Genomic DNA, 22,280 nt, shown 5'->3' on the forward strand with positions numbered 1-22,280 from the left:
TTTTGAATAAGCCCGTTACCTTTGCATAAACTAACCTTAATATTATGAGAAAAAAACTGATACGTTTTGCTTCATTAATGTTGGGTCTGACAGCTATGAATGCCCAGGCCCAATACTGTACACCTTCATATCCGAATGACTGTATGTATGGTGATGATATAAATGATTTTGTACTTACTGGTTCTGGAATTAATCACACAGGTTCTGGTTGCAGTGCAGCAGGATATGGTGACTTTACTGCCACCCCGGGATTAACCGGTAACCTTGAGGCAACTGTTACTTACAATTTTTCTACAACTCACAATTTTCCAAGTCAGCATTTGAAAATCTGGATTGATTTTAACAATGACTTTACGTTTGATAATGGTTCTGAGCTTTTATTTAGTTCAACAACTTCATCAGGAGCTCATACTGGTACAATTACTATTCCTTCTGTTACGCCAATCAATAATGTGCGGATGCGTGTAATGTGCACATATTCTAGTATGGCAACTGATGCGTGTACACCAAATGCATATTATGGTGAAACGCATGATTATAAGGTAAACATTTTACCTATGCCCGCATGCCCTCAGGTTTCAGGTGTAACGCTAGTAGATGTTACCGCTACAACAGCAGAAATTGATTGGACAGAACCGGGAACTGCAACTGATTATATCATTGAATGGGGTGCTCCGGGATTTTTACCGGGTGTTGGTGCTGAACTTGGCACAGCAAACGTAACCGGTGCTACTGATTATATTATTACCGGTCTAAGTCCAAATACTGACTATGATTATTATATCCGTACTGATTGTGGTATTGATGGTTTCAGCTACTGGTCTGGTCCTTATTCATTCACTACGCCTTGTGTGGCTATTACTACTTTACCTTGGAATGATAATTTTGAAACTGCTCCGGTTGGAATGCAAATATTCCCTTCTTGCTGGGTACATGAAAATATGAATACAGGTACTGGATGGAACATACATGATAATAGCTATGGATGGGGAGATGCAGATGCCTTAAATGGTAATAATTTCCTTGCAGTTCAATATAATGCTGATGCTACAATTTGGACACCTGAATTTGAAATGACAGGTGGTGAAACATATGAATTTATTTTCTGGTGGGCTGGTGATACCTACACTAACTGGGATGGTGAAGTATTAGTGTCAACCAATCAAGCTATGTCAGGCGGAACAGTAATTGGAGACAAATTTGTTGAAAATGGTGACCCGACCAGTTATGAATATACCGAGGAGGTTTATTGTTATACCCCTGCAACTGACGGAACATACTCGTTTGGTATTCATGTGATCGAAACCGGATGGTGGTATTATCTTTCAGTGGATAGTGTAACTGTACGACTTGCTAATCCAAGTGCAGGAACATCAGTTGTCGAAGATATTTGTCAAACTACCGGACTCATTGACATGAATGATCTTGCTACCATTACCGATCCATTTGGAACATGGTCTTATTCTGTGAATCCATCAGCGATTATTGATGATACGTTGTTAAATACTACAGTATTACCTGCTGGTACATCAGTTGCTACTTTTGATCCAAAAGGTTGTCTTGCACCTGATGTGACTATTACAATGAATATTCAAAGTGCATCATCTGCCGGAACTGATGGCGCGTTATCTGCTTGTATGAATCAGCAGGTTGATTTGCTTGGCGCATTGAGTGGTAATGTAAACTTAGGTGGAACATGGTATGATGACTCATTCAACCCATTAACTTCATCTTATTTCTTAACCGGTACAACGCCGGGTGATTATGATTATACTTATGTTGCAACCAACGGAGTTTGTCCTTCTGATTCTGCGGTGGTGACTTTAACAATTGATAATTGTGATTACCTCACAACAGAAATACAATCAGTTGATATGGTTCAGGTTTATCCAAATCCTGCAAATGATGTAGTGTATATTTCTGTTCCGCAATCTGCTGAGAATTTCAGTTTTATCATTACAGATATCAATGGTAGAGTAGTTGTATCTTCTTCAACCAACACAGTTTCAGAACAAGGAAAAATCAGTACTGACATCTCTCAACTTGGAGATGGAGTGTACATGATTCGTGTGATGGTGAATGGAGACGCGAAAGTTTTCAGATTGGTGAAAAATTAATTTGATCAACAATAAGAATTTGAAAGAGGAGGCATTGCTTCCTCTTTTTTTTATGCGTTCAGATAGTGTATTAAAACCTGATTAATCAATATGATTTCTTTCAGAATAACTTCTCACCCTTGAGGGGGACTTATGTAGATGTTGCAAGTAAGTGTCACATTAAACCCTTTACCTATTTTAAATCGAGAATAGAAAAATAATAGTATTTGTGAGCCCACTCCGATACTGTAATATTTTTTAGATGTCTTTAATAAATAAATTTAGTTGAGCTCCGTCTCTTCCTAGGTAAAAAGTATCCTTTGATACAATTCGTATTGCGTATACAAATCTGTACGTGATCCTTTTCACGAAATCCAGCGTTCAAATAAAGCTCCCCACCTTCAGTAAATATTCCTTTAACTGAGTCAAAGGGTCTTACTTGATCTTGCGTGGCGTGAAGAGAATTTATGACCAAACAGTCAAGATTTCTGAACAAAAGATCATTTTTATGTAGGTAATCTTTTGGACTTTTGTTTTCTGGGAGTTCTTTTCCCAGTAATTTGAATGAATCTTTAATGGCTTCGTATGTTTTTTTCACCACGACAATATTTGCCATGTCCATTAAATCGAGGCAATATCCAAGATCGATTACTGCACCAATTACTGCTGGATTCTTTATTTTAGAATCTTGTCTTTTGGATTGTTCCTCAGCAAAATGAAGTGCTCTTTCAGGACTATTTTCCCAAAAATAGATTCCATGCCCAAGCCAATCCCATGGGTTATTACTTGATAATAAATCTTTAGGGGGATTTTTTAGAACTGACTGTTGAACACTTTTGTCACACCCATGAAACCCTATAATTAGGCCGCTTCTTCGGGTATACATACCTCTTTGTAAGGTGATTTTAAATTACCTTTTTTAGTCAAAATCCCTAGTTGCTTCAAAAATTTAAGCGCTGCCGCCTTATTCTTTAGTGCTTCCTTTCTCTTCTTGGCTAATTCTTTAAGATATTTTTGACGTTCTTCTTCGGTCATAATTCAAACTACTGCTTTCAATTAGAGGAGATAATTAAATATAAATGTACAAAATTAATGCCATTCTCTTACTAAAATAGTACAAAAAAAAATGAAATTCGTTTCCATGAACTTTTAGAACGAAAGTACTTGCAACATCTAACTATCTCCCCTTGAGGGAGCAAACACAAACTTCTCCTCTTGAGTGAGGAAATTTATTTTAACAGGAAAATAGCATGCGACAAACTGAAAATTTTATTCTTGTACAACTGTGAAAGAATAACCTTCCATGATTTGATTGGCGAGTAATTTTTTACAGGCTTCGTCTGTTTTTTGTTCGGCTACAGCTTTTGAATCAGCCTCAATATAAAGGCGAATATGTTTGCCAATGCGCACATTTTTCACTTCATTCAAGCCTAGGTTTCCCATAGCTTGAGATACTGCTTTTCCTTGTGGATCTAATAATGCATCAAGTGGCATCACATCAATTTCAGCTCTGAATTTCATTTTTTAGCCAGGTTTTGAATCAGGGACAAAAGTATGTATAAAATTATAATGAGCGGAATGGCGAGCCACCACAAAGTTGCCAACAGAATAACGCATGCTGTTAAGAAAATGAAGCGTATTTCATTTCCCTTCCATCCGAATGATTTGAATTTAAGCGCAAAAAGTGGAAGTTCAGCAACCAATAAAAAGGAGAAAACCACCGTTGTAACAACTAAAAAAACGGGATTTAAAATGAGATCACTTACATTGCCTGCCCAGCTTGCCTGATTGTTTGAAAGCTGAATGAGAATCAATGGAAAGGATGCAAAAAACAAGGTGTTGGCAGGTGTAGGCACCCCAATGAATGAATCTGACTGACGCGTATCCAAATTGAATTTTGCCAACCGAAACATAGACATTACCGGAATCAGTAATGCAATAAAAGGAAGAAAGGGCATGAAACTATGCGTGGTAATCTCGACGTTCTCAGTAAGTCCGTTGGACTGTTGTAAAATTTCTGTCCCGGTAATCTGACTAATATTTACGATACCATTACTTAGATTTTTTTCAGTAAAAAAAGTAGCCAGATGATTGAGTAAAATAGAATCGTGGGATAAAATATTTGGCATATCAAGCAATACAAATACCATTACCCCGGGTGCCACGCCAAAGGTTACCATGTCAGCCAATGAGTCAAGTTGTTTACCTAATTCACTTTGTACTTTTAAAAGTCGGGCAGCAAATCCATCAAAAAAATCTAAGAAGGCTGAAATGAAAATGCAAAAAGGGGCTAATTCCAAATATCCTGTAAGTGAGAAAACAATTGCAAGTACACCACCTACAAGATTGCCTGCGGTGAATAAATTTGGAATTTGCTGTTTGATTTTGGACACCTTGCAAATTTGCAGATTAATTCGGCTTAAAAAATGCGTGAATAAAAAAAACCACAATTTGCCATCCATTTGTGCCGCTCAAACGTTATATGAACAGTGCGGTTACAATTTTTTAAAGATTACTGAGTTATTGCAGTGTACCTAATTTGTAACTTTACTGACTTGTCATGAGAATTAAAATTATTTCAACTGCTGCCACGTTTGCGTTTGGTTATCTTGCATTTTCACAAGGTGATCTGGCTCCAAAATATTCTAATGAATTTTTACAAATTGGCGTTGGTGCTAATGCCTTGGGTATGTCCAATGCATCTGTAGCCGGGGTTGATGATGTCACTTCAGGTTACTGGAATCCGGCTGGGTTGACTGGCGTTCATGACTTTTTACAAATTGGTGCCATGCATGCTGAATACTTTGCCGGCATTGCAAAATATGATTATATAGGCATTGCTAAACCTATTGATGCAAACAGTACAGCCGGTTTTACCTTTATTCGTTTTGGTGTTGATGATATTCCAAATACTACGCAACTCATAGATGCATCAGGGAATATTGATTATGATAAAATCACCACGTTTTCAGCAGGGGATTATGGTTTTTTATTTTCATACGCCAGAAAAATGCCTGTTGAAGGCCTCAGCGTGGGTGGAAACTTCAAAGTAATTTATCGTCATGTGGGTGATTTTGCGCGCTCATGGGGTTTTGGTCTTGATGCTGCTGCCACATATCAGCTTGGAGAGAAATGGAGATTTGGTGCAGTGGTGCGTGATGTAACTTCTACATTCAACGCTTGGTCATATAATTTAGATGATCAAATGATAGAAACTTTTGAACTCACCGGAAATGAAATACCTGAAAACGGTCTTGAACTCACACTTCCAAAAATTATTCTGGGCGCTAGCTTCAAACAAAATATTGTCAAAGAATTTTATGTGCGTTCTGAAATCAATTTTGACTTAAATACTGACGGTCGTAGAAATGTACTCATTCGTACCTCTCCGGTGAGCATTGATCCTCATATTGGAATAGAACTGGGCTACGGCAAATGGGTTGCCTTGCGCGCCGGTATAGGCAATTTTCAATGGATAAAAAATCCTGATCTAACTGAATCTCTTACACTGCAACCTAATATTGGCATTGGAGTTGGTTTCAAAGATGTGAGAATTGATTATGCCTTTACTGATATTGGTGATGCATCTGTTGCTTTATATTCTCATATTTTTTCATTGAGATTTAGTATTCCTGATCCCAAAAAAGAAAGTGAAAGTACCATGTAAGCATGAATAAATTTGTAGTCTATACGCTCTTGCTTTTTTCCTCTGCCTCTTTTGCGCAATATGGGAATGAGTGGATTGATTATAGCCAGAAATATTATTCTTTCAAAATATGGCAAGATGGCGTATATAAATTAGATTATCCTCTGCTTGTGTCTGCCGGCGTTCCGGTTTCTACAATTGATCCTGATAATTTTCAGATTTTTGGTTTTGAGCAAGAGCAATACATTTGGATTGAAGGCGGAAATGACGGGTCTTTTGATCCGGGTGATTACATTCTTTTCTATGGCAAGAAAAATGATTCGTGGCTTGATTCACTTATGTATGATAATTCAGATGATGTGTCAAATAAATATTACCCGCATTACAATGATACCATCAACTATTTTCTGACATGGAATACCAGTGCTTCCAACTTGAGAATTCAAGAAGAGACAGATGTCAATTATGCGGCCTTCACACCGGTGCCGTATTTTTTGCGCACGGTACATCAATTTGGAACAAGTACCTACCTTGAAGGATACAAATTATCAGGCATGTCGTATGCCACCTATGTTGAAGGTGAAGGCTGGTATGGTCCATTAGTTTATATGGCTAATCCAATAAATTATGATGAAGCCAATTTGTCAACAACCAATGTATATACCGGTGTTGGTGCACCCAATGCTACAGGGCTATCAGTTTCAGCAGGTGCGTCCAACGCCTATGATTCTCTTGCTGAAAATCACCATCTCATTTTTGAATATTCAACATCTGATATTGAATTGTATGATACCATTTTTAGCGGATATCAAAAGAATAATCTTTCATTCAGTGTTTCTCCAAACACCTTAGAAAGTCCGGTTACGCGCTTTAGACATCGGGTGCCTGATGACTTAGGATTGGCTTCAGATTATCAGGCAGTGTCATTTGTTGACTTGACTTATCCGCATACCATGAATCTGGAAAATTCATCGTACTACAAAATGAAAATTCCGTTCAATGCTACTGAATCAAAATCACGCTATGATTTTACCAATTTTAATTCTCCAAATCCTTGGGCTTTCACACTCAGCGGGCAGATGAAAAAAATTCCGGTGATTGAAACTGCCGGAACCTTTCAGGTATTAGTGCCTAATGAATCGGGTTTTTCTGAACAAGAATTTGTTTTGTTTGATGAATCTCAAATCATCTCAATTTCTCAATTGAATGCGGTGAATGGCTCAGGAAATTTTACTGATTTTTCAACCGTAGATTTTGAATTGGCTTATCTCATTATTACGCATGCATCCCTTTGGTCATCTGCAACAAATTATAAAGCATATAGAAAAAGTATTGCCGGAGGAAGTTATAATGTAGTGATGGCAGACGTGCAGGAATTGTATTTTCAGTTTGGCGGTGGCGTTGAAAAACATGTAATGGGGGTACGTCGGTTTTGTGATTATGCATGGAATCTTGCAACAAATAAACCAACCCATCTTTTTATTATTGGAAAAGGTGTGCGTGAAGCCAATGAAAGTATTTCAACGGGTCCGGGTACAAAACAACATGGAGGTGCATACGCCATGTGCATGGTACCTTCATTTGGATATCCGTCAAGTGATAATCTTATTACTGCTCGTCTAGAAGGTAATTTATGGGATCCACTTTTGGCAACCGGGCGTCTTGCTGCGCTCACCAATGATGAAGTAAATCAATACTTGGCAAAAGTGCAGGAATATGAAGCTGCACAAGATCCGGCATCGTATTATTCTGTTGATGAAAAACTCTGGCAAAAAGAAGTCTTGCATTTTGGCGGTGGTGCAAATGCAAGTGAACAAAATACTTTCAAATATTATCTTGATATTTATGAAGAGACACTTGAAGACCCTGAAATGGGAGCCAATGTAACAGGCTTCTACAAAACAGTTTCTGATCCCATTGATCCGGTTACACTTTTTGAAGTAACAGATATTATTAATGAAGGCGTTTCAATCATGACATTTTTTGGGCACGCTTCTGCTGATGGCTTTGATCAGAATGTAGATGATCCGGCAAACTGGAATAATCAAGGAAAATATCCGCTGGTTGTTGGTAACGCTTGTCTTACCGGGAATATTCATGAGCCTAATACCTATAGCGCGTCTGAAAATTATGTTTTGTTAGAAGATAAGGGAGCTATTGCTTTTTTAGCCAATGTGAAACAGGCTTTCTCCACTTCACTGCACAGTTATTCAAATGAATTTTTCACCCAGGTATCTGAAACAAATTATGGCGGAACCATTGGAGAACATATTCAAAATACAATCATTTCAATTCAATCTACTAGCATGTCTTTCGGCTTGAAAAATGTATGTCTTGAAATGACGCTGCACGGTGATCCTGCATTGCGCGTCAATTATCATCAGGCGCCTGAACTTGAAGTAAATTACGGCAGCATTTTTGTCACACCAAATGAAGTTGATTTAACTACTGATTCAATTGATGTGAATGTCATCGTGTACAATATTGGTAAAGCTACTACTGATACATTTGTTGTTGAACTTATTCGTTCATTCCCTAATGCAGGCGGAGATTCAATTTATACACAACCTGTCTATGGGTTAGGTTATATTGATACCATTGTTTTTACTATTCCGCTTTATGTGAATGAAGGCTTGGGTTTAAATACTTTTTCAGTGACGGTTGATATTCCTGATTTTGTTGATGAGCATTTTGATGAGATTGGCAATAACCAAATTTCAAAACAAGTTTTTTTTGATGTGGATGGTATCTATCCGGTTTGGCCTTATGATTATGCTGTTGTTCCTGATGATACACTTGTTCTCAAAGGTTCAACCGTAAATCCTTTTGCTGAAATGGGACAATATCGTTTTGAAATTGATACCACAGATTTATTTAACAGCCCTTTCAAAAAATTTTCTGCAGTGACTTCATTAGGCGGAGTAGTGGAGGTTAATTATAATCAGTGGTTGAATGCAAATACCGGTGTACCACAGCAACTCATATTGGAAGATAGTATGGTATATTTCTGGCGCGTGGCAGTTGAAGACACCGGCTCATATTATTGGATTGAATCTTCATTCCAACACATTGATGGAAAATCAGGCTGGGGACAAGATCATTTTTTTCAATTTAAAAACGGAGAATTTAATTTTATTGAATACGATCGTGCTGCGCGAAGACGCTTTTTTGGATCAGCTTTTAAAACCATAGATGCAGATGTGTATGGCAATGCTGATACCTGGCTTGAGTTTGCATTTACCTTATATCATATTGATGGTGAAATTGCAGAATATAATTTCTGTGGTATCAATCCACAAATATTTGTTTGCGTGATTGATCCATGCACGTTGGAACCATGGGGAACTCCATGCGGTGGTGAAAATGAAGATCATCATTTTGGTGCGGCAAATGAAAACTGCGCTTGCCGCCCAAGAGTGGAATATCACTTTGGATTTCCGCAAGATAATCCGGTGTATATGGATTCATTAGAATACATGATTCTCAATGAAATTCCAGATAGTTTTTATTACCTGATTTATACTTCACGCTATGCAAATTATGCTGCGTGGGATACGGTACACCCCAATATCTATAATGTTTTCCAAGGGCTAGGGTCAGATAGCATTTATCCCGGCAGGCCGCATGTGCCTTTTATTTTGTTTGGTCAAATGGGTGATCCGGCAGAATTTGTTGAAGTGTATGGACAAGACATTGAAGACATTATTCACTTTGAAGATACCTTGTGGGGCTGTGACAATAAAGGGAGTGAAACGTCTACTCTCATTGGTCCGGCGCAAGAATGGTCAGCGCTTTATTGGAAACAATTTGCCATGGAAGATCCTTCAGAAGATTCTACCCGATTGCAGGTGTACGGAATTGATTGGGCAGGTTTGTCAACTGTTTTAATTGATACCATGTTTACTACTAATGATAGTATTATTACATTGAATACATTCATTGATGCAAATGATTATCCTTACCTCAGGTTGCATGCTGAATATTGGGATAGCACCGGGTTAACGCCCGCACAAGTTGACCGATGGCATGTGCTTTTCACCGGTGTACCTGAAGCCGCTTTGGATGGTACAGATGGATTTGTATGGTTGCCGGGTGATTCTTTGCAAGAAGGGCAACAACTTATTTTTGCAGCTGACATCAAAAATATTTCTGATTTGCCAATGGACTCACTCATGGTTAGGTATTATATTGAGAATGATCAGCACCAATTAATTCCTCTTTCCTATCCAAGACAAGATTCATTGCGGGTTGGTCAAACATTTCGTGATACACTTTTTATTGATTCTGAAAATTTGGTTGGCTACAATAGTTTGTGGGTTGAGGTTAATCCATACGTGAGCGCAGGACAAACAGATCAGCCTGAAAAATATCATTTCAATAATATTGGTCAACTGCCTTTTGAAGTAGTTGCTGATGATGAAAATCCTATTCTTGACGTTACGTTTAATGGTTATCATATTCTCAACGGTGACATTGTTGATCCGCAATCTGAAATAATTATCTCGCTAAAAGATGAGAATGATTTTTTCATCATGAATGAAGAATCAGACACAGCTTTTTTTGGTTTATATCTCACTTGGCCAGATGGAAATCAGCGGCGCTTAAATTTCAGAAATGCTTTGGGTGAACCCATGATGGAATGGATACCTGCAGACGGTTCAACAAAAAAATTTAAAATCATCTACAGAGCTGATCTTTCAATGGACGGAACGTATCGTTTGCTTGTGCAAGGTGCTGATAAATCAGGTAATATTTCAGGTGATTTTGAATACGATATTGAATTTGAAATTGATCATCATTCTTCTATTACCAACTTGATGAACTATCCAAATCCGTTTTCAACTCAAACCCATTTCGTTTTTACGTTAACAGGTTCTGTTATTCCTGAAGAATTCACTATTCAAATTATGACCGTTACCGGTAAAGTGGTGCGTGAAATTACGGTAGATGAATTAGGTCCAATTCACATTGGGCGCAACATTACAGAATACACTTGGGATGGCACTGATGAGTATGGAGATGTGCTTGCAAACGGTGTCTATTTGTACAGGGTAATCGTAAAAATTGACGGTCAAACTGTTGATCATCGTGAGTCAGGTGCTGATAAATATTTTACTGAGAATTTTGGTAAGATGTATATTTTGAGGTGAGAATTTTTTAATAATTGAGTTGTTTCATCTTTGATTTTTTTATTGCTGTTACCTTCGCTTCAACCAATTGATGCCATGTCTGAATTATCAAACATTCTTTATAATACCTTTAATTCCAGTAAACATACCTTCGGAAAACCCTACGCAAGTACTTTAGGTTTATCAGGTAAAGAACAAACCATCTTTTTTATAATAGCCCTGATAATTGGAGTTTATGTTGGATTAAGATTGTGGTGGAGTTTGAGAAATGACAAGAAGAAAAATTTAATTAAGTTAGCGGAGTGTTACTAAGAATGGGGTAGCCGACAATCGAAAAATATTTTTACTCGACACGTTTAAGGTTGAGCCAAACGGGTTGCAAGTTTTGACCGTCGTGTAGGCGCAGGTCGCGACCTGCGCCTACGTCACGGATTTTAATTTGCAACCCTCATACGTACCAGCAATATTCTTTTGCATAATTTTAAAAAGATTTTCAACACAATTTTTTTTGTCAAACACCAATTCACTTCTATAAAATCTCAAATAATCATCGCTTAAAACTCATTTAATTGATTAATTTTAGATTGGTGGTTATCTCAAAAGAGGTTTTTGGACGGACTGCCGTTATAAACCATTCCAAAAATATTTCGAATTTCACTTGACTTTATGTAACTTATAAGTTACCTTTGTGTTTTATGATTAAAAAGGTTCGTCACGTTATAGCATATAAGAATTACTTCGAAGACTTCTTAAAGTCGCATCCGAAGAAAATTCAAGACAAAATCTATAAGGTCATTGAAATTATTGAAACCTTTGAGCGTGTTCCGAACACATACTTAAAAGCATTAAAAGGAACGGACGGACTGTATGAAGCAAGAATTAAATTAGGTTCAAATATTTGGCGAGTATTTTGCTTTTTTGACGAAGGAAAACTTGTGATTCTTTTAAACGGCTTTGCAAAAAAGACGGAAAAAACACCTTCGAAGGAAATTGCAAAAGCTGAAAAATTAATGAGTGAATATTACCAAGAAAAAAAACGAAAATGAAAAACACAAAAAGTTGGAGCGACATAAAAGACAACGTATACGGAAAAAAGGGTACTGAGAGAAGGGATCAACTTGATCGTGATACGGAAACATTTAAAATCGGACTTCTCTTGCGCGAATCTCGTGAAAAGAGAAATTTAACTCAACAAGATTTGGCCGAACTCGTTGACAAAAAACGAACTTATATTTCACGCGTTGAAAACGACGGAAGCAATATTACTTTGAGAACTTTATTTGATATTGTTGAAAAAGGACTTGGTGGTAAAGTCAAAATCGTAATTGACTTGTAAAAAACGGTTTATAACACCACAGGCCGCTATGTAAAGCCTCAAGCCCTGATCTCAGCGCTCACCTTATATTCAATATGTCAAAAATCTTATTTTTTAGCTGTTAATTGTTGGAAAATTGTGTTGGCATTTTGCGCCGGAATTTTTCACAACCGAACATTATAAATCGAAAAATATTTTGACTTGACAGATTTAAGGTTGTGCCAAACGGGTTGCAAGTTTTGACCATCGTGTAGGCGCAGGTCGCGACCTGCGCCTACGTCACGGATTTTCATTTGCAACCCTCATGCGTACCATCAATATTCTTTTGCATAATTTGAAGAATATTTTCAGCACGATTTTTTTTGCCAAAAGCCAAATCACTTTTATAAAATCTCAAATAACCCTTGCTTAAAACTCATTTAATTGATTAATTTTAATGAGGCGGTTGGGGTTGAAAGGGGTTTTTGGACGGACTGCCGTTAGGTGGTAATTCAAAAATAAATTCTGAAAAGACTTGCGTCGTGTTAACTTTATAGTTAACTTTGTGTTGTGAAGGCTGAGAGACAAATCATTTTCCATAAACACCACTTTCTGGAATTTTATCTAAATCAGAAAGTAAAAGTTCAGGAAAAAATCGAATACGCGTTTAAAATTATTCGGACAGTTGATAAAGTTCCCAAGAAGTTTCTTGATCACATGACCGGAGCAGATGGAATATATGAGATCCGGGTGGAAGTTGGGAGTGACATTTTTCGAATTTTCTGCTGCTTTGATAAAGGTAACTTGGTTGTTCTATTCAATGGTTTTCAAAAGAAAACACAAAAAACACCGAAACAGGAATTGGAGTTAGCTGAAAAATTAAAAAAAGAATATTTTGAATCAAAAAATATAAAGTAATGGCAAAGAAAAGTATCAAATCAGCTAGAACATTTGACGAACTTCTTGATATTAAATACGGGAAAATCGGATCAAAAAAACGCGACCAATTCGAAGAGAAGGCGCAGTATTTTGTAATTAGCGAAATGCTCAAAGAAGCAAGAAAAAAGGCGAATATGACTCAAGACGAATTAGCCGCAAAGGTCGGGACTAAAAAGAGTTATATATCGAGACTTGAAAATGGAAAATGTGATATCCAACTCTCGACTCTTTACCGAATCTTTGAACACGGACTAGGAAGACCCATTAACTTGCTCATTGGGTGAAAGCACAACCGGTAACATCAAATAGACGCAATCAGAAAACGCCCTTTATCTTAGCTTGCCTGCCTTTAATTGAGATTCATTGAGCAGTGGGATTTCAAAACCGCCCCTTCCTTCTTTTCTTCACCCCCTCTCCAAATCACTCCATTCACCCCACCAAAATACTCGCAATATCCGGTTTGCTGTAAAGTTCTGATTTCATCACTTTCCCGTCTTCACGGTAAATTGGTTTTCCGTCTTTATCTAATTTGCTCATGTTGCTTCGCTGAATTTCTTCAAACACTTCGGCAATTTTATACTGCAAGCCATGACTTAAAATAGTGCCACACAAAATGTACAGTTGATCTCCCAGCGCATCAGCAATTTCAACCAAATCACCTTTCTGGGCAGCTTCAAGGTATTCTTCATTTTCTTCACGCATGAGTTTATATCTCAGCATGACATCTGCCGCAGTGAGTTCAGCGGTTGGCGCGTACTGATTCTTAATTCCAAATGCCTTGTGAAAGGTTTCTACATGGGCTATTACTTGGGCAAGCGTTATCTCTTTGCTCATTTTTACTATTTTTGATAAAGATATAGGATGATTCAAATAAATAATAAATCAATGCAAAGGGTTTTACTAACAAGCTTATTGCTGTGTGGATATCTTGCTTTTGGCCAGGATTATTATCCACCCATTGTGAATTATTCAAGTCAACAATACGGTAAAGAAAGAAATCCTGAAACGTATTGTGCCGTGCAAGATTTGCGCGGGGTCATGTATTTTGGAACCGGTAACGGCGTGCTTGAATTTGATGGTCAGCAATGGGATTTTGTGATTGTTCAATCAGGCTCTGTTGTAAGGTCACTTGGTTTAGATAGCAATGGCGTTGTATATGTTGGTGCAACGGGTGATTTTGGATACCTCAAACCAAATCAAATGGGTGAATTGGTTTATGAGTCTATCGCTAAAAAACTTCCTGAAGAAGATCAATTTTTTTCTGATATCTGGAAAATTCACGCGAACCAAAACACGGTCTACTTTCAAAGTCAGGAAACTATTTTTGAATATGATATCGCATCGGGCACTATAAAATCTCATTACCCTATTGCAAGTTTTCACCTTAGTTATATGCTCAACGGTGAACTCTTTGTGCGCGCCCGTGAAGTGGGTATTCAAAAAATGGTGAATGGTGAATTGCAAACTTTACCGGGTACTGAAATGTTCAGTGGTTTCGGGCTGTTTGGAGTATATCAAACCCAAGATGATTCGCTCTTATTCATCTCTCAGGAAATTGGTTTGTGGAAATGGAAAAACGGAGCCGCTAGATTATTGAATGAATTAAATTCTTTTTCTCTCAACTCATTTGGCACCCTGGGTTCTTATAAATTAAGTGAAGGTAGTATTGCTTTGAGCAGTGTAACAAATGGCATTCTCATCATTGATGAATGGGGTAGAGTGAAGAAAAAAATTGACCGCTCAAAAGGTTTGCGCAGCAATGATGTAAAGGGAATTTTTGAAGATCGTGATCAGAATCTCTGGCTGCCATTAGGGAACGGAATTGCGAAAGTAAATTATCATTCTCCTCTTTCTTACTTCAATGAAAAGTCAGGCATAGAAGGCAATGTTGAAGCCATTATCCGGTTTAAAAATGTATTGTATGTTGCTACTTCTTTCGGGCTTTTTTCGCAAGATATGACTGAGCCGCGTGAAACTGAATTTGTGAACACGCATGTGGTGCATGATCAGGTTTGGGATTTTTGTGTGGTAGGGAATGAAATGTACATTGCAAGTTCTCAGGGAATTTTTGTGACTGATGGCAACGGCAATTACAGACGATTGACAGAGACCAACGCTAACGTCATTTTCTATCATGATGCAAGCAAACATTTTGTTTCAGCAGGTTCGGGTGGTATTTCAATTTATAATCAGCAATTCAGTCCGGTTTGGTTTACTACTGATATTGCCGCACAACGTTTTTTAAGTGCAGAGGCTGATCCTAACGACAGCACGGCTGTTTGGATTGGTAGTGTTGGTCAAGGTCTTTTCAGAATTACGTTTAAAGATGAAATTAAATTAGATCAGTATGGTTTTGCTGATGGGTTAATTGATGATCAGGTGAGTGAGCCCATTTTATTTCAAAAGGGAATTGTATTTGGTTCAAGTCAAGGGCTTCTCCGATTTATTCATGAAGATGATATGGTGAAAGATTTGCCTGACAGTTTGAAAAATGATCCATTATATTACCGTGGAATGTTTGAAGGATATTCACTCTATGATTCCATTTTTGCGGCTAAAATTATGTTGGTGCAAGAAGATAAAGACCGTACCTGGTATTGCGCTGATGACAAAATTGGATTTTATGATTTGAATGAAAAATCGTTCATCAATAAACCTTTTTGGGGTATCAACTACGGACGCATTAACGAATTTTATCTTGAAAGCAATGGGGTGTTTTGGATTGGTTGTGCTGATGGGTTAATACGGTATGAAAAAAATGATCAAAAAAGATATAAATCTAATTTCTTTGCGCTGATACGTGAATTTTCAATTGACCGTGACAGTGTGATTTTTAGTGGCGCATTTGCTGATGACAAGGGCAACGTGATGAAATCACAAAATGAAAATGGAAAAATTGAATTTGCATATCTATACAATGATGTATACTTCCGTTTTTCTGCACCCTATTTTGAAGATGAGCATACTCCTGAATTCTCTTTTATACTTGAAGGGCATGATGATGAATGGTCAGAGTGGAGTACAAAAAGTGAAGCCAATTTTACCAACTTGCATGAAGGGGATTATACCTTTAAAGTAAAGGCAAGAAATATTTATGGTCATTTTTCAGAAGAGGCTTCTTTCAAATTTACGGTGCTACCACCGTGGTATCGCACGGCTTGGGCATATTTTCTTTATGTGTTAGCTTTTATTATTATACTTTTTGTTGGGGTAAAAATAAGTTCAGTCAGATTGAAAAAACAAAATCAATGGCTTGAAGGAGTAGTTGCTGAACGCACACGTGAGATTCAAGACAAGAATGAAGTACTTGAACATCAGAAAAAAGAAATTCAGGATAGTATTAATTACGCCAAAAGAATTCAAGTGGCCATTTTGCCTCTGGAAGCTGAAATGAAAAAATGGATGCCTGAATCATTCATCTTGTTCCGCCCGAAAGATGTGGTATCCGGAGATTTTTACTGGTTTCAGGAAAAAGATAATAAACTGATTGTAGTTTGCGCTGACTGTACAGGACACGGTGTTCCGGGTGCGTTCATGAGTATGATTGGCTCTGATAGACTAAATAATATTGTCAATGAAATGCGTATTCTCAATCCCGGTCAAATATTGTCTGAGCTAAGCAGGGCCATTAAAAAATCACTGAAGCAAGATGGTGAAAAAGGCGCCACCCGTGATGGTATGGATGCCGCAATATGTACCATTGACTTGAAAACAAATACACTTTTATATGCAGGGGCTAATCGTCCGCTTTGGCTGGTTGAAAATAATGAGGTATCTGAGATTAAGGCAAACAAAGTGGCTGTTGCAGGTTTCACACCGGATGATCAGGTTTTTGATGAACATACAATTCAACTCAAACCGGGACTTAAATTCTATATGACCAGTGACGGTTATGCTGATCAGTTTGGTGGTGACAAAGGCAAAAAATACATGGTGAAAAATATGAAAGAATTTATTCTCAACCATTGTTTTGAAGCATATCAAGAACAGAGAAATCATCTTGAAAATGAATTGTTACGATGGATGGGTGATCATGAACAAGTTGATGACGTATGTGTGATTGGCTTTGATTGCTCTTCAATTATCAACAAAGCATAAGTAATTATTCTTGTTCAACGATTTGAAATCCAATAAATTGAAAGCGAATAAATCGTCTGTTTTAATTAAAAATTGAAATAGATGCGCTTTTTCTGATTATTTCTTTGTAATATTGCACCCCCATTTGAGGGTAATAAACCATAAGAATCATGAACAATATTGTAAAAGAGGTACAAAAAGAATTGCTGGGAGCAAGCAAAGTACCTGCGTTTAAATCTGGTGCAACTGTTACAGTTCATTATAAAATTAAAGAAGGAAATAAAGAGCGTATTCAGCAATTCCAAGGAGTTGTTATTCAACGTCGCGGTAGTGGAGAAACAGAAACTTTCACTGTTCGCAAAATGTCTGGTAACGTTGGTGTTGAGCGTATTATCCCGGTAACTTCTCCATTCATTGATAAAGTTGAAGTAAACAAAGAAGGAGATGTTCGCAGAGCACGTATTTTCTATTTCAGAGAGCGTACAGGGAAATCTGCCCGTATTCGTGAAAAAAGAAATTACTCAAAAGAAGAAAAATAATTTTCAAATTATATTTTGTGAAAAGCTCGTCCTTGGTGACGAGCTTTTTTTTTACCCTCAGCTCAGTCGGTTATAATTCGGTTGAAGTAGAAGATACGATCTTCACTCACCAATACTAGCAGGTTTTCGTTTTTAAGATAGTACGTGGTACATTCATCATACGTGAGATAGGATGAAAAATCGCGGTCACAACATATTTTTGTGCAAGAAGAAAAATAAAGAAACTCAATTTGATTTTTTGCCGGTAGCACATATTCAGAATTGCATTTGTTCAATTCAAGATTGTATTTCACAACTGAATCTTCAGAAAAGCTCAAGGTGTATTTAAAATCATCGTGTGGTTTTTCAATAGCAACTTCATTGCCGCTCAAATTATCCATGATTTTAAAAAGTTCCCATTTACCGGGTAGAAGAGAGTCTTGATATTGGGCATCTGCCACATTGCAACAAAGCATCATAGCGAATAGGAGGATTGCAGTTTTCATAAAAAGTAGTTTGAATGGATACTAAATCAGAATGTATTGAAATATACTGCAAATCAAGTTGAATTGCAAGCCAGCCGGTGTGTTTTTGAAATCACAAACGTTGCAAATGTGTTTTAACACCGTTTACAAGGCTGTAACAGGCTAGTTTATCTTTGAATACAGATGATTTAAAAATGGATTTGTTTAACAACATTCTCACACATTCTTGCACACCTTCAGCAATGGAAGGGTGAGGGTGAATGAGTTCTGATAATTCAGCAATTCCACGTTTGGTTTGAATTAACAAGGCTACCGCTTGAATGGCAGTTGAAGCATGTTCACCCACTGCGCGCATGCCCAAAATTTTCATTTCATCATCATTGGTGACAATGATTTTAAAAAATCCCTCTGTCTTTCTCATGGCAATTGCTCTAGACATTACTGAATAATCAAGCTTTACAATTTTAACCGGAATATTATCTCTCAACACTTGTTTTTCATTCATTCCAACTGCCGCAACCTCCGGTTCAAGAAACATGATAGTGCAGATATTGTCATAAGAAAGTCGTTTTTCTTTGTTGTCAAATATTTTTTCAATGGCGTGACGGGCTTCCAATTCACCCATATTAACCAACATAATGCGACCTGAGCAATCTCCCACTGCATAAACATTAGGAATATTGGTTTGGGTATCATCGTCTCCAATATGTTTGCCCTGCTTACCCATTTTTATGCCCAATTCCTCCATACCAATGTTTTCAATATTGGGTACCCGCCCAACTGCTAACAAAGCCTTTTCAACTCTGATCACTTCACGCTTTCCATTGGATTCAATTTCATATTCTACTTCGCCATCAACAATATTCATTCTCACTAATTGTGCGCTGTGATGAATTGTTACACCATGTTTTTCAAGATTATTAGAAACAATTTTTGTGATATCATCATCTTCAAAAGGTAGAATAGTTTCAGCGCGGTCAATGAGATATACTTTTGTTTTTCCAAAATTTGAAAAGATAGTAGCATACTCACAACCAATAACACCGGCACCCACAACAACCAAACTTTTTGGGTAATCACGCATGTTTTCAATTGCGTCACTAGTCATAATGATGTGTTCATCTACGGGAATGTTAGCGAGTTTATTTGGGCGGCTGCCGGTTGCCAGAATAATGTAATCCGTGTCAACAAGAATGTCTTCTTCATTCTCCCGAGAAATCAATACTTGATTTGGGCTGATCATTTTGCCGTGTCCACGGTGATAGCTGAACAAATCTTGTCTTTCAGTAGTGAGTAATTTGAGATGACATGAGTATTGAAATTTTCTTTCAAATACTGCTTCATCTAAAGTTTTTTTAACTTCTTCCCAAGATATTTCAAAACGACTTCTGCCAACTGAAACAATAGTTTCATTGACGTTTTTTACCCTTTGTGATAATTCCCACAAAGTTTTTGAACTAAGCGCACCGTGATAAACACCTGCACCACCAATTTTACCGCGCTCAATGAGGCAAACACGTTTTCCAAAATCAATAGCTCTCATGGCTGCGGCATATCCCGCCGGACCACCGCCGATTACAACAACATCATAATGCTCGTTACTCATGTCTGTTATGTTTAACCGAGTTGAAAGTAATCATTTATCTTTAGCCTCAATTCAATTGGCAACATGAAAAATCTCAGTTCTCAAACAATATACCTGCAAACATGGCTGACAGACTGAAACTTGAAGAAAAGGAAATGATGAAACAACTTCAAAAAATTCCTTCAAATCAGTTGGATAAGTTATTTCATGAAGCGCACACCAAAGTGTTTCGTAAATTTGATTGTCTCACGTGTGCAAATTGTTGCAAAACAACAGGTCCTCGTTTTACTTCAACTGATATTCAGCGACTGGCCAAATTATTTAAACTGAAAACAGCGCAATTTATTGATGCGTATTTACGGTTGGATGAAGATGGTGATTACGTGCTGCAAAAACTGCCTTGCGCTTTTCTTTTAGATGACAATAAGTGTTTTATTTATGATCAGCGACCCCTTGCCTGCAAAGAGTATCCACACACAAACCGGGTGAATATGAAACAAATTCTCAAATTAACCGTTAAAAACACCGAGATATGTCCGGCAGTGGAAGAAATTGTGAGTCAAATTATTGTTAAGAAATGAAGAAATATTAATTTAAATTGTTAAAATTGTGGTAACAATTGTATTTTTTTGTCGTATAAATCTCAGCATTAGTCAATTATTTTTTAACTTTCGGCGGATATAGCCACAGAACTAAAACGATAGATGATTCAGAGGAACACCGTTGTTGATAAGTGTAATGCTCGTTTCCAGCAGATTTTTGGCGATTATAACATAAACGCCAACGGGAAAATTATCGTATCGCACTTTGGTGAATTTTCACAAGACCTTGTCAACTCCCTGACGACCGGTATTGAAGATACCATGCTTGAATCAGGTGACAAAAAAGGTGTGGTGAAGCGCATGTTCTCTATTCTGGTGGAAGGGCTTCAAAATATCCGAATTCACGGTGAACGTGATGACGACAATAATCAGATTTCTTTTTTAATTGTCTTGCAAACCGAAGAAGAATATAGGGTGATGTTTGGAAATTTGATTAAATCTCAGAATTCATATAAAATTATTGAGCGCATTGATACGCTTAACCAAATGGATTCTGATCAAATTAAAGAACTTTACATGGAGGTTCTTTCTAATGGTATCATGTCAAATAAAGGTGGAGCCGGTTTAGGATTTATCACCATGGCAATGAAAGCTAAAAGTAAAATCAATTATGAAGCTCAAGAAGTTTCTGATTTACTTACTTTTTTCTCTGTAAGTATAGTTCTTGAGCGATCTAAAAAAGGGGAGGATTAAACAAGCACTTCTTTTTTGTGTTTCAGCACCTCTTCGTACAAAGTCTCGTATTTTGGTAAAACTGATTCAAGCGTAAATTTTTTGGAATTTTCATACGCCTGTTCTCTGAATTTTTTATGTGTTTCAGCATCAGAAAGTATAGCCAGAGCATTTTTTGCCATGTCTTTTACATCACCCACTTTGCTAAGATAGCCTGAATAGCCGTGCTCATTCACTTCAGGTAATCCACCTGAATTAGATGAAATCACCGGAACTCCGGATGCCTGTGCTTCAAGCGCGGCTAAACCAAAACTTTCAGTTTCAGAAGGAAGGAGAAATAAATCTGAAATACACAATATCTCTTCTGCTGTCTGCACATTGCCTACAAACTGAACATCTTTACAAATCCCTAATTCTTTACACTGTTGTTCTGCCGCAAACCGCTCAGGGCCATCGCCGGCGAGAATTAATTTAGCCGGAATTTTTTTACTGATCAAATGAAAAACATTCACCACATCTTGCAGACGTTTTACTTTTCTGAAATTAGAGATGTGAGAAATTATTTTTTCTCCGTTTGGAGCCAATTCTTTTTTTCTGGCCTTGTCAGACTCTTTTGGATCATGACAATAATTGGTGTGCGAAACAAAATTTGGAATCACCTCTATTTTACGGTCAACAGCAAAATGTTTTAAGGTATCGTCTTTCAAATTCTGAGAAACAACGGTTACTGCATCTGAATTGTTGATGCTAAAAGTAATCACCGGTTCAAAAGCCGGATGCCGCCCAACCAATGTGATGTCTGTTCCGTGCAAGGTTGTGATGAACGGAATATATAAGCCGTGTGTTTTTAAAATTTGTTGGGCGAAATAAGCCGAAGAAGCATGTGGAATTGCGTAATGCACATGCAATAAATCAAGCCCTTCATAGCGCGAGACATCTACCAGCTTACTGGTTAGTGCAAGCTCGTATGGTTGATAATCAAATAAAGGATAATTAAAAGGGCGCACTTCATGATACCGGATATTTGGATGAAAGTGATCAAGCCTCACCGGGTGGTTGTATGAAATAAAATGGATTTCATGTCCTTTGCCTGCGAGGGCTTTTCCAAGTTCTGTTGCTACAACTCCGCTTCCGCCAAACGTGGGGTATAATACAATGCCGATTTTCATTTTTCTACTTTGGGGTCAGTTAATTTAATTCATTTGACGAATGCGGAAACGAAATATTGTAAATCAAA

The 22,280-nt window shown here is 37.4% G+C and carries 19 protein-coding genes; 11 read left to right on the forward strand and 8 right to left on the reverse strand.

Going from position 1 to position 22,280, the window contains the following annotated elements; translation table 11 throughout:
- Nucleotides 1-44 precede the first annotated feature (44 nt).
- Nucleotides 45-2,117: a T9SS type A sorting domain-containing protein gene (locus tag IPH66_05700; GenBank protein MBK7128845.1), complete on the forward strand. Its 2,073-nt coding sequence runs from the start codon at nt 45-47 to the stop codon at nt 2,115-2,117.
- Between the two features lie 247 nt (nt 2,118-2,364).
- Here IPH66_05700 and IPH66_05705 read toward each other — a convergent pair whose 3' ends face one another.
- The 4 genes from IPH66_05705 to IPH66_05720 form a co-directional block, all read right to left on the reverse strand.
- Nucleotides 2,365-2,982, reverse strand: a complete 618-nt coding sequence (locus IPH66_05705) for a hypothetical protein (protein MBK7128846.1) — start codon at nt 2,980-2,982, stop codon at nt 2,365-2,367.
- The gene (locus IPH66_05710) at nt 2,958-3,131 is read right to left on the reverse strand and encodes a hypothetical protein (protein MBK7128847.1); all 174 of its coding nucleotides are present in this window, start codon (nt 3,129-3,131) and stop codon (nt 2,958-2,960) included. Before IPH66_05710 ends, IPH66_05705 begins: the two co-directional genes overlap by 25 nt.
- Before the next feature lie 234 nt (nt 3,132-3,365).
- Nucleotides 3,366-3,617: a phosphoribosylformylglycinamidine synthase subunit PurS gene (purS, locus tag IPH66_05715; protein ID MBK7128848.1), complete on the reverse strand. Its 252-nt coding sequence runs from the start codon at nt 3,615-3,617 to the stop codon at nt 3,366-3,368.
- The gene (locus tag IPH66_05720) at nt 3,614-4,558 is read right to left on the reverse strand and encodes a CDP-alcohol phosphatidyltransferase family protein (protein MBK7128849.1); all 945 of its coding nucleotides are present in this window, start codon (nt 4,556-4,558) and stop codon (nt 3,614-3,616) included. Before IPH66_05720 ends, purS begins: the two co-directional genes overlap by 4 nt.
- A gap of 98 nt (nt 4,559-4,656) precedes the next feature.
- On the opposite strand from IPH66_05720, the gene IPH66_05725 reads away from it, so the two are divergent.
- From IPH66_05725 to IPH66_05750, 6 genes are all read left to right on the forward strand, one after another.
- On the forward strand, nt 4,657-5,763 hold the full coding sequence (locus IPH66_05725) for a PorV/PorQ family protein (protein ID MBK7128850.1): 1,107 nt from the start codon (nt 4,657-4,659) through the stop codon (nt 5,761-5,763).
- Nucleotides 5,764-5,765: 2 nt separating this feature from the next.
- A complete protein-coding gene (locus tag IPH66_05730; GenBank protein MBK7128851.1) occupies nt 5,766-10,892 on the forward strand; it encodes a hypothetical protein in 5,127 nt (1,708 codons plus the stop codon).
- Nucleotides 10,893-11,569: 677 nt separating this feature from the next.
- Nucleotides 11,570-11,917 (forward strand): type II toxin-antitoxin system RelE/ParE family toxin, encoded by a 348-nt coding sequence (locus tag IPH66_05735; protein ID MBK7128852.1) that lies wholly within the window; start codon nt 11,570-11,572, stop codon nt 11,915-11,917.
- Nucleotides 11,914-12,207 (forward strand): helix-turn-helix transcriptional regulator, encoded by a 294-nt coding sequence (locus tag IPH66_05740; GenBank protein ID MBK7128853.1) that lies wholly within the window; start codon nt 11,914-11,916, stop codon nt 12,205-12,207. The genes IPH66_05735 and IPH66_05740 overlap by 4 nt, the downstream gene beginning before the upstream one ends.
- A 528-nt stretch (nt 12,208-12,735) precedes the next feature.
- Nucleotides 12,736-13,083, forward strand: a complete 348-nt coding sequence (locus tag IPH66_05745; protein MBK7128854.1) for a type II toxin-antitoxin system RelE/ParE family toxin — start codon at nt 12,736-12,738, stop codon at nt 13,081-13,083.
- Entirely contained in the window at nt 13,083-13,388 is a 306-nt protein-coding gene (locus tag IPH66_05750) for a helix-turn-helix transcriptional regulator (GenBank protein ID MBK7128855.1), read from the forward strand. The genes IPH66_05745 and IPH66_05750 overlap by 1 nt, the downstream gene beginning before the upstream one ends.
- Nucleotides 13,389-13,533: 145 nt before the next feature.
- Here the strand turns inward: IPH66_05750 and IPH66_05755 are convergent, their stop codons facing one another.
- Nucleotides 13,534-13,938, reverse strand: coding sequence for a nucleoside triphosphate pyrophosphohydrolase family protein (locus tag IPH66_05755; GenBank protein MBK7128856.1), 405 nt, complete (start codon nt 13,936-13,938; stop codon nt 13,534-13,536).
- A gap of 51 nt (nt 13,939-13,989) precedes the next feature.
- Here IPH66_05755 and IPH66_05760 point away from each other — a divergent pair, with 51 nt between their 5' ends.
- Together IPH66_05760 and rplS are read left to right on the forward strand one after the other, a co-directional pair.
- Nucleotides 13,990-17,202 (forward strand): SpoIIE family protein phosphatase, encoded by a 3,213-nt coding sequence (locus IPH66_05760; protein ID MBK7128857.1) that lies wholly within the window; start codon nt 13,990-13,992, stop codon nt 17,200-17,202.
- Between the two features lie 149 nt (nt 17,203-17,351).
- A complete protein-coding gene (gene rplS / locus IPH66_05765) occupies nt 17,352-17,720 on the forward strand; it encodes a 50S ribosomal protein L19 (protein MBK7128858.1) in 369 nt (122 codons plus the stop codon).
- 62 nt (nt 17,721-17,782) lie between these two features.
- Here the strand turns inward: rplS and IPH66_05770 are convergent, their stop codons facing one another.
- The gene (locus IPH66_05770) at nt 17,783-18,205 is read right to left on the reverse strand and encodes a hypothetical protein (GenBank protein MBK7128859.1); all 423 of its coding nucleotides are present in this window, start codon (nt 18,203-18,205) and stop codon (nt 17,783-17,785) included.
- A gap of 91 nt (nt 18,206-18,296) precedes the next feature.
- Complete coding sequence (locus tag IPH66_05775) at nt 18,297-19,790, reverse strand: NAD(P)/FAD-dependent oxidoreductase (GenBank protein MBK7128860.1); 1,494 nt, start codon at nt 19,788-19,790, stop codon at nt 18,297-18,299.
- 101 nt (nt 19,791-19,891) lie between these two features.
- Between IPH66_05775 and IPH66_05780 the strand changes: the two genes are divergently transcribed.
- Together IPH66_05780 and IPH66_05785 are read left to right on the forward strand one after the other, a co-directional pair.
- Nucleotides 19,892-20,350: a YkgJ family cysteine cluster protein gene (locus IPH66_05780; GenBank protein ID MBK7128861.1), complete on the forward strand. Its 459-nt coding sequence runs from the start codon at nt 19,892-19,894 to the stop codon at nt 20,348-20,350.
- Nucleotides 20,351-20,473: 123 nt separating this feature from the next.
- A complete protein-coding gene (locus tag IPH66_05785) occupies nt 20,474-21,064 on the forward strand; it encodes a hypothetical protein (GenBank protein ID MBK7128862.1) in 591 nt (196 codons plus the stop codon).
- Here IPH66_05785 and bshA read toward each other — a convergent pair.
- Nucleotides 21,061-22,212 carry an N-acetyl-alpha-D-glucosaminyl L-malate synthase BshA gene (bshA, locus tag IPH66_05790; GenBank protein ID MBK7128863.1) on the reverse strand — a complete coding sequence of 384 codons (1,152 nt, stop codon included), beginning with the start codon at nt 22,210-22,212 and terminating at the stop codon, nt 21,061-21,063. The genes IPH66_05785 and bshA overlap by 4 nt on opposite strands.
- Nucleotides 22,213-22,280: the final 68 nt, after the last annotated feature.

It is taken from the genome of Crocinitomicaceae bacterium (assembly GCA_016708105.1).
In the GTDB taxonomy this organism is placed as follows: domain Bacteria; phylum Bacteroidota; class Bacteroidia; order Flavobacteriales_D; family Crocinitomicaceae; genus JADJGJ01.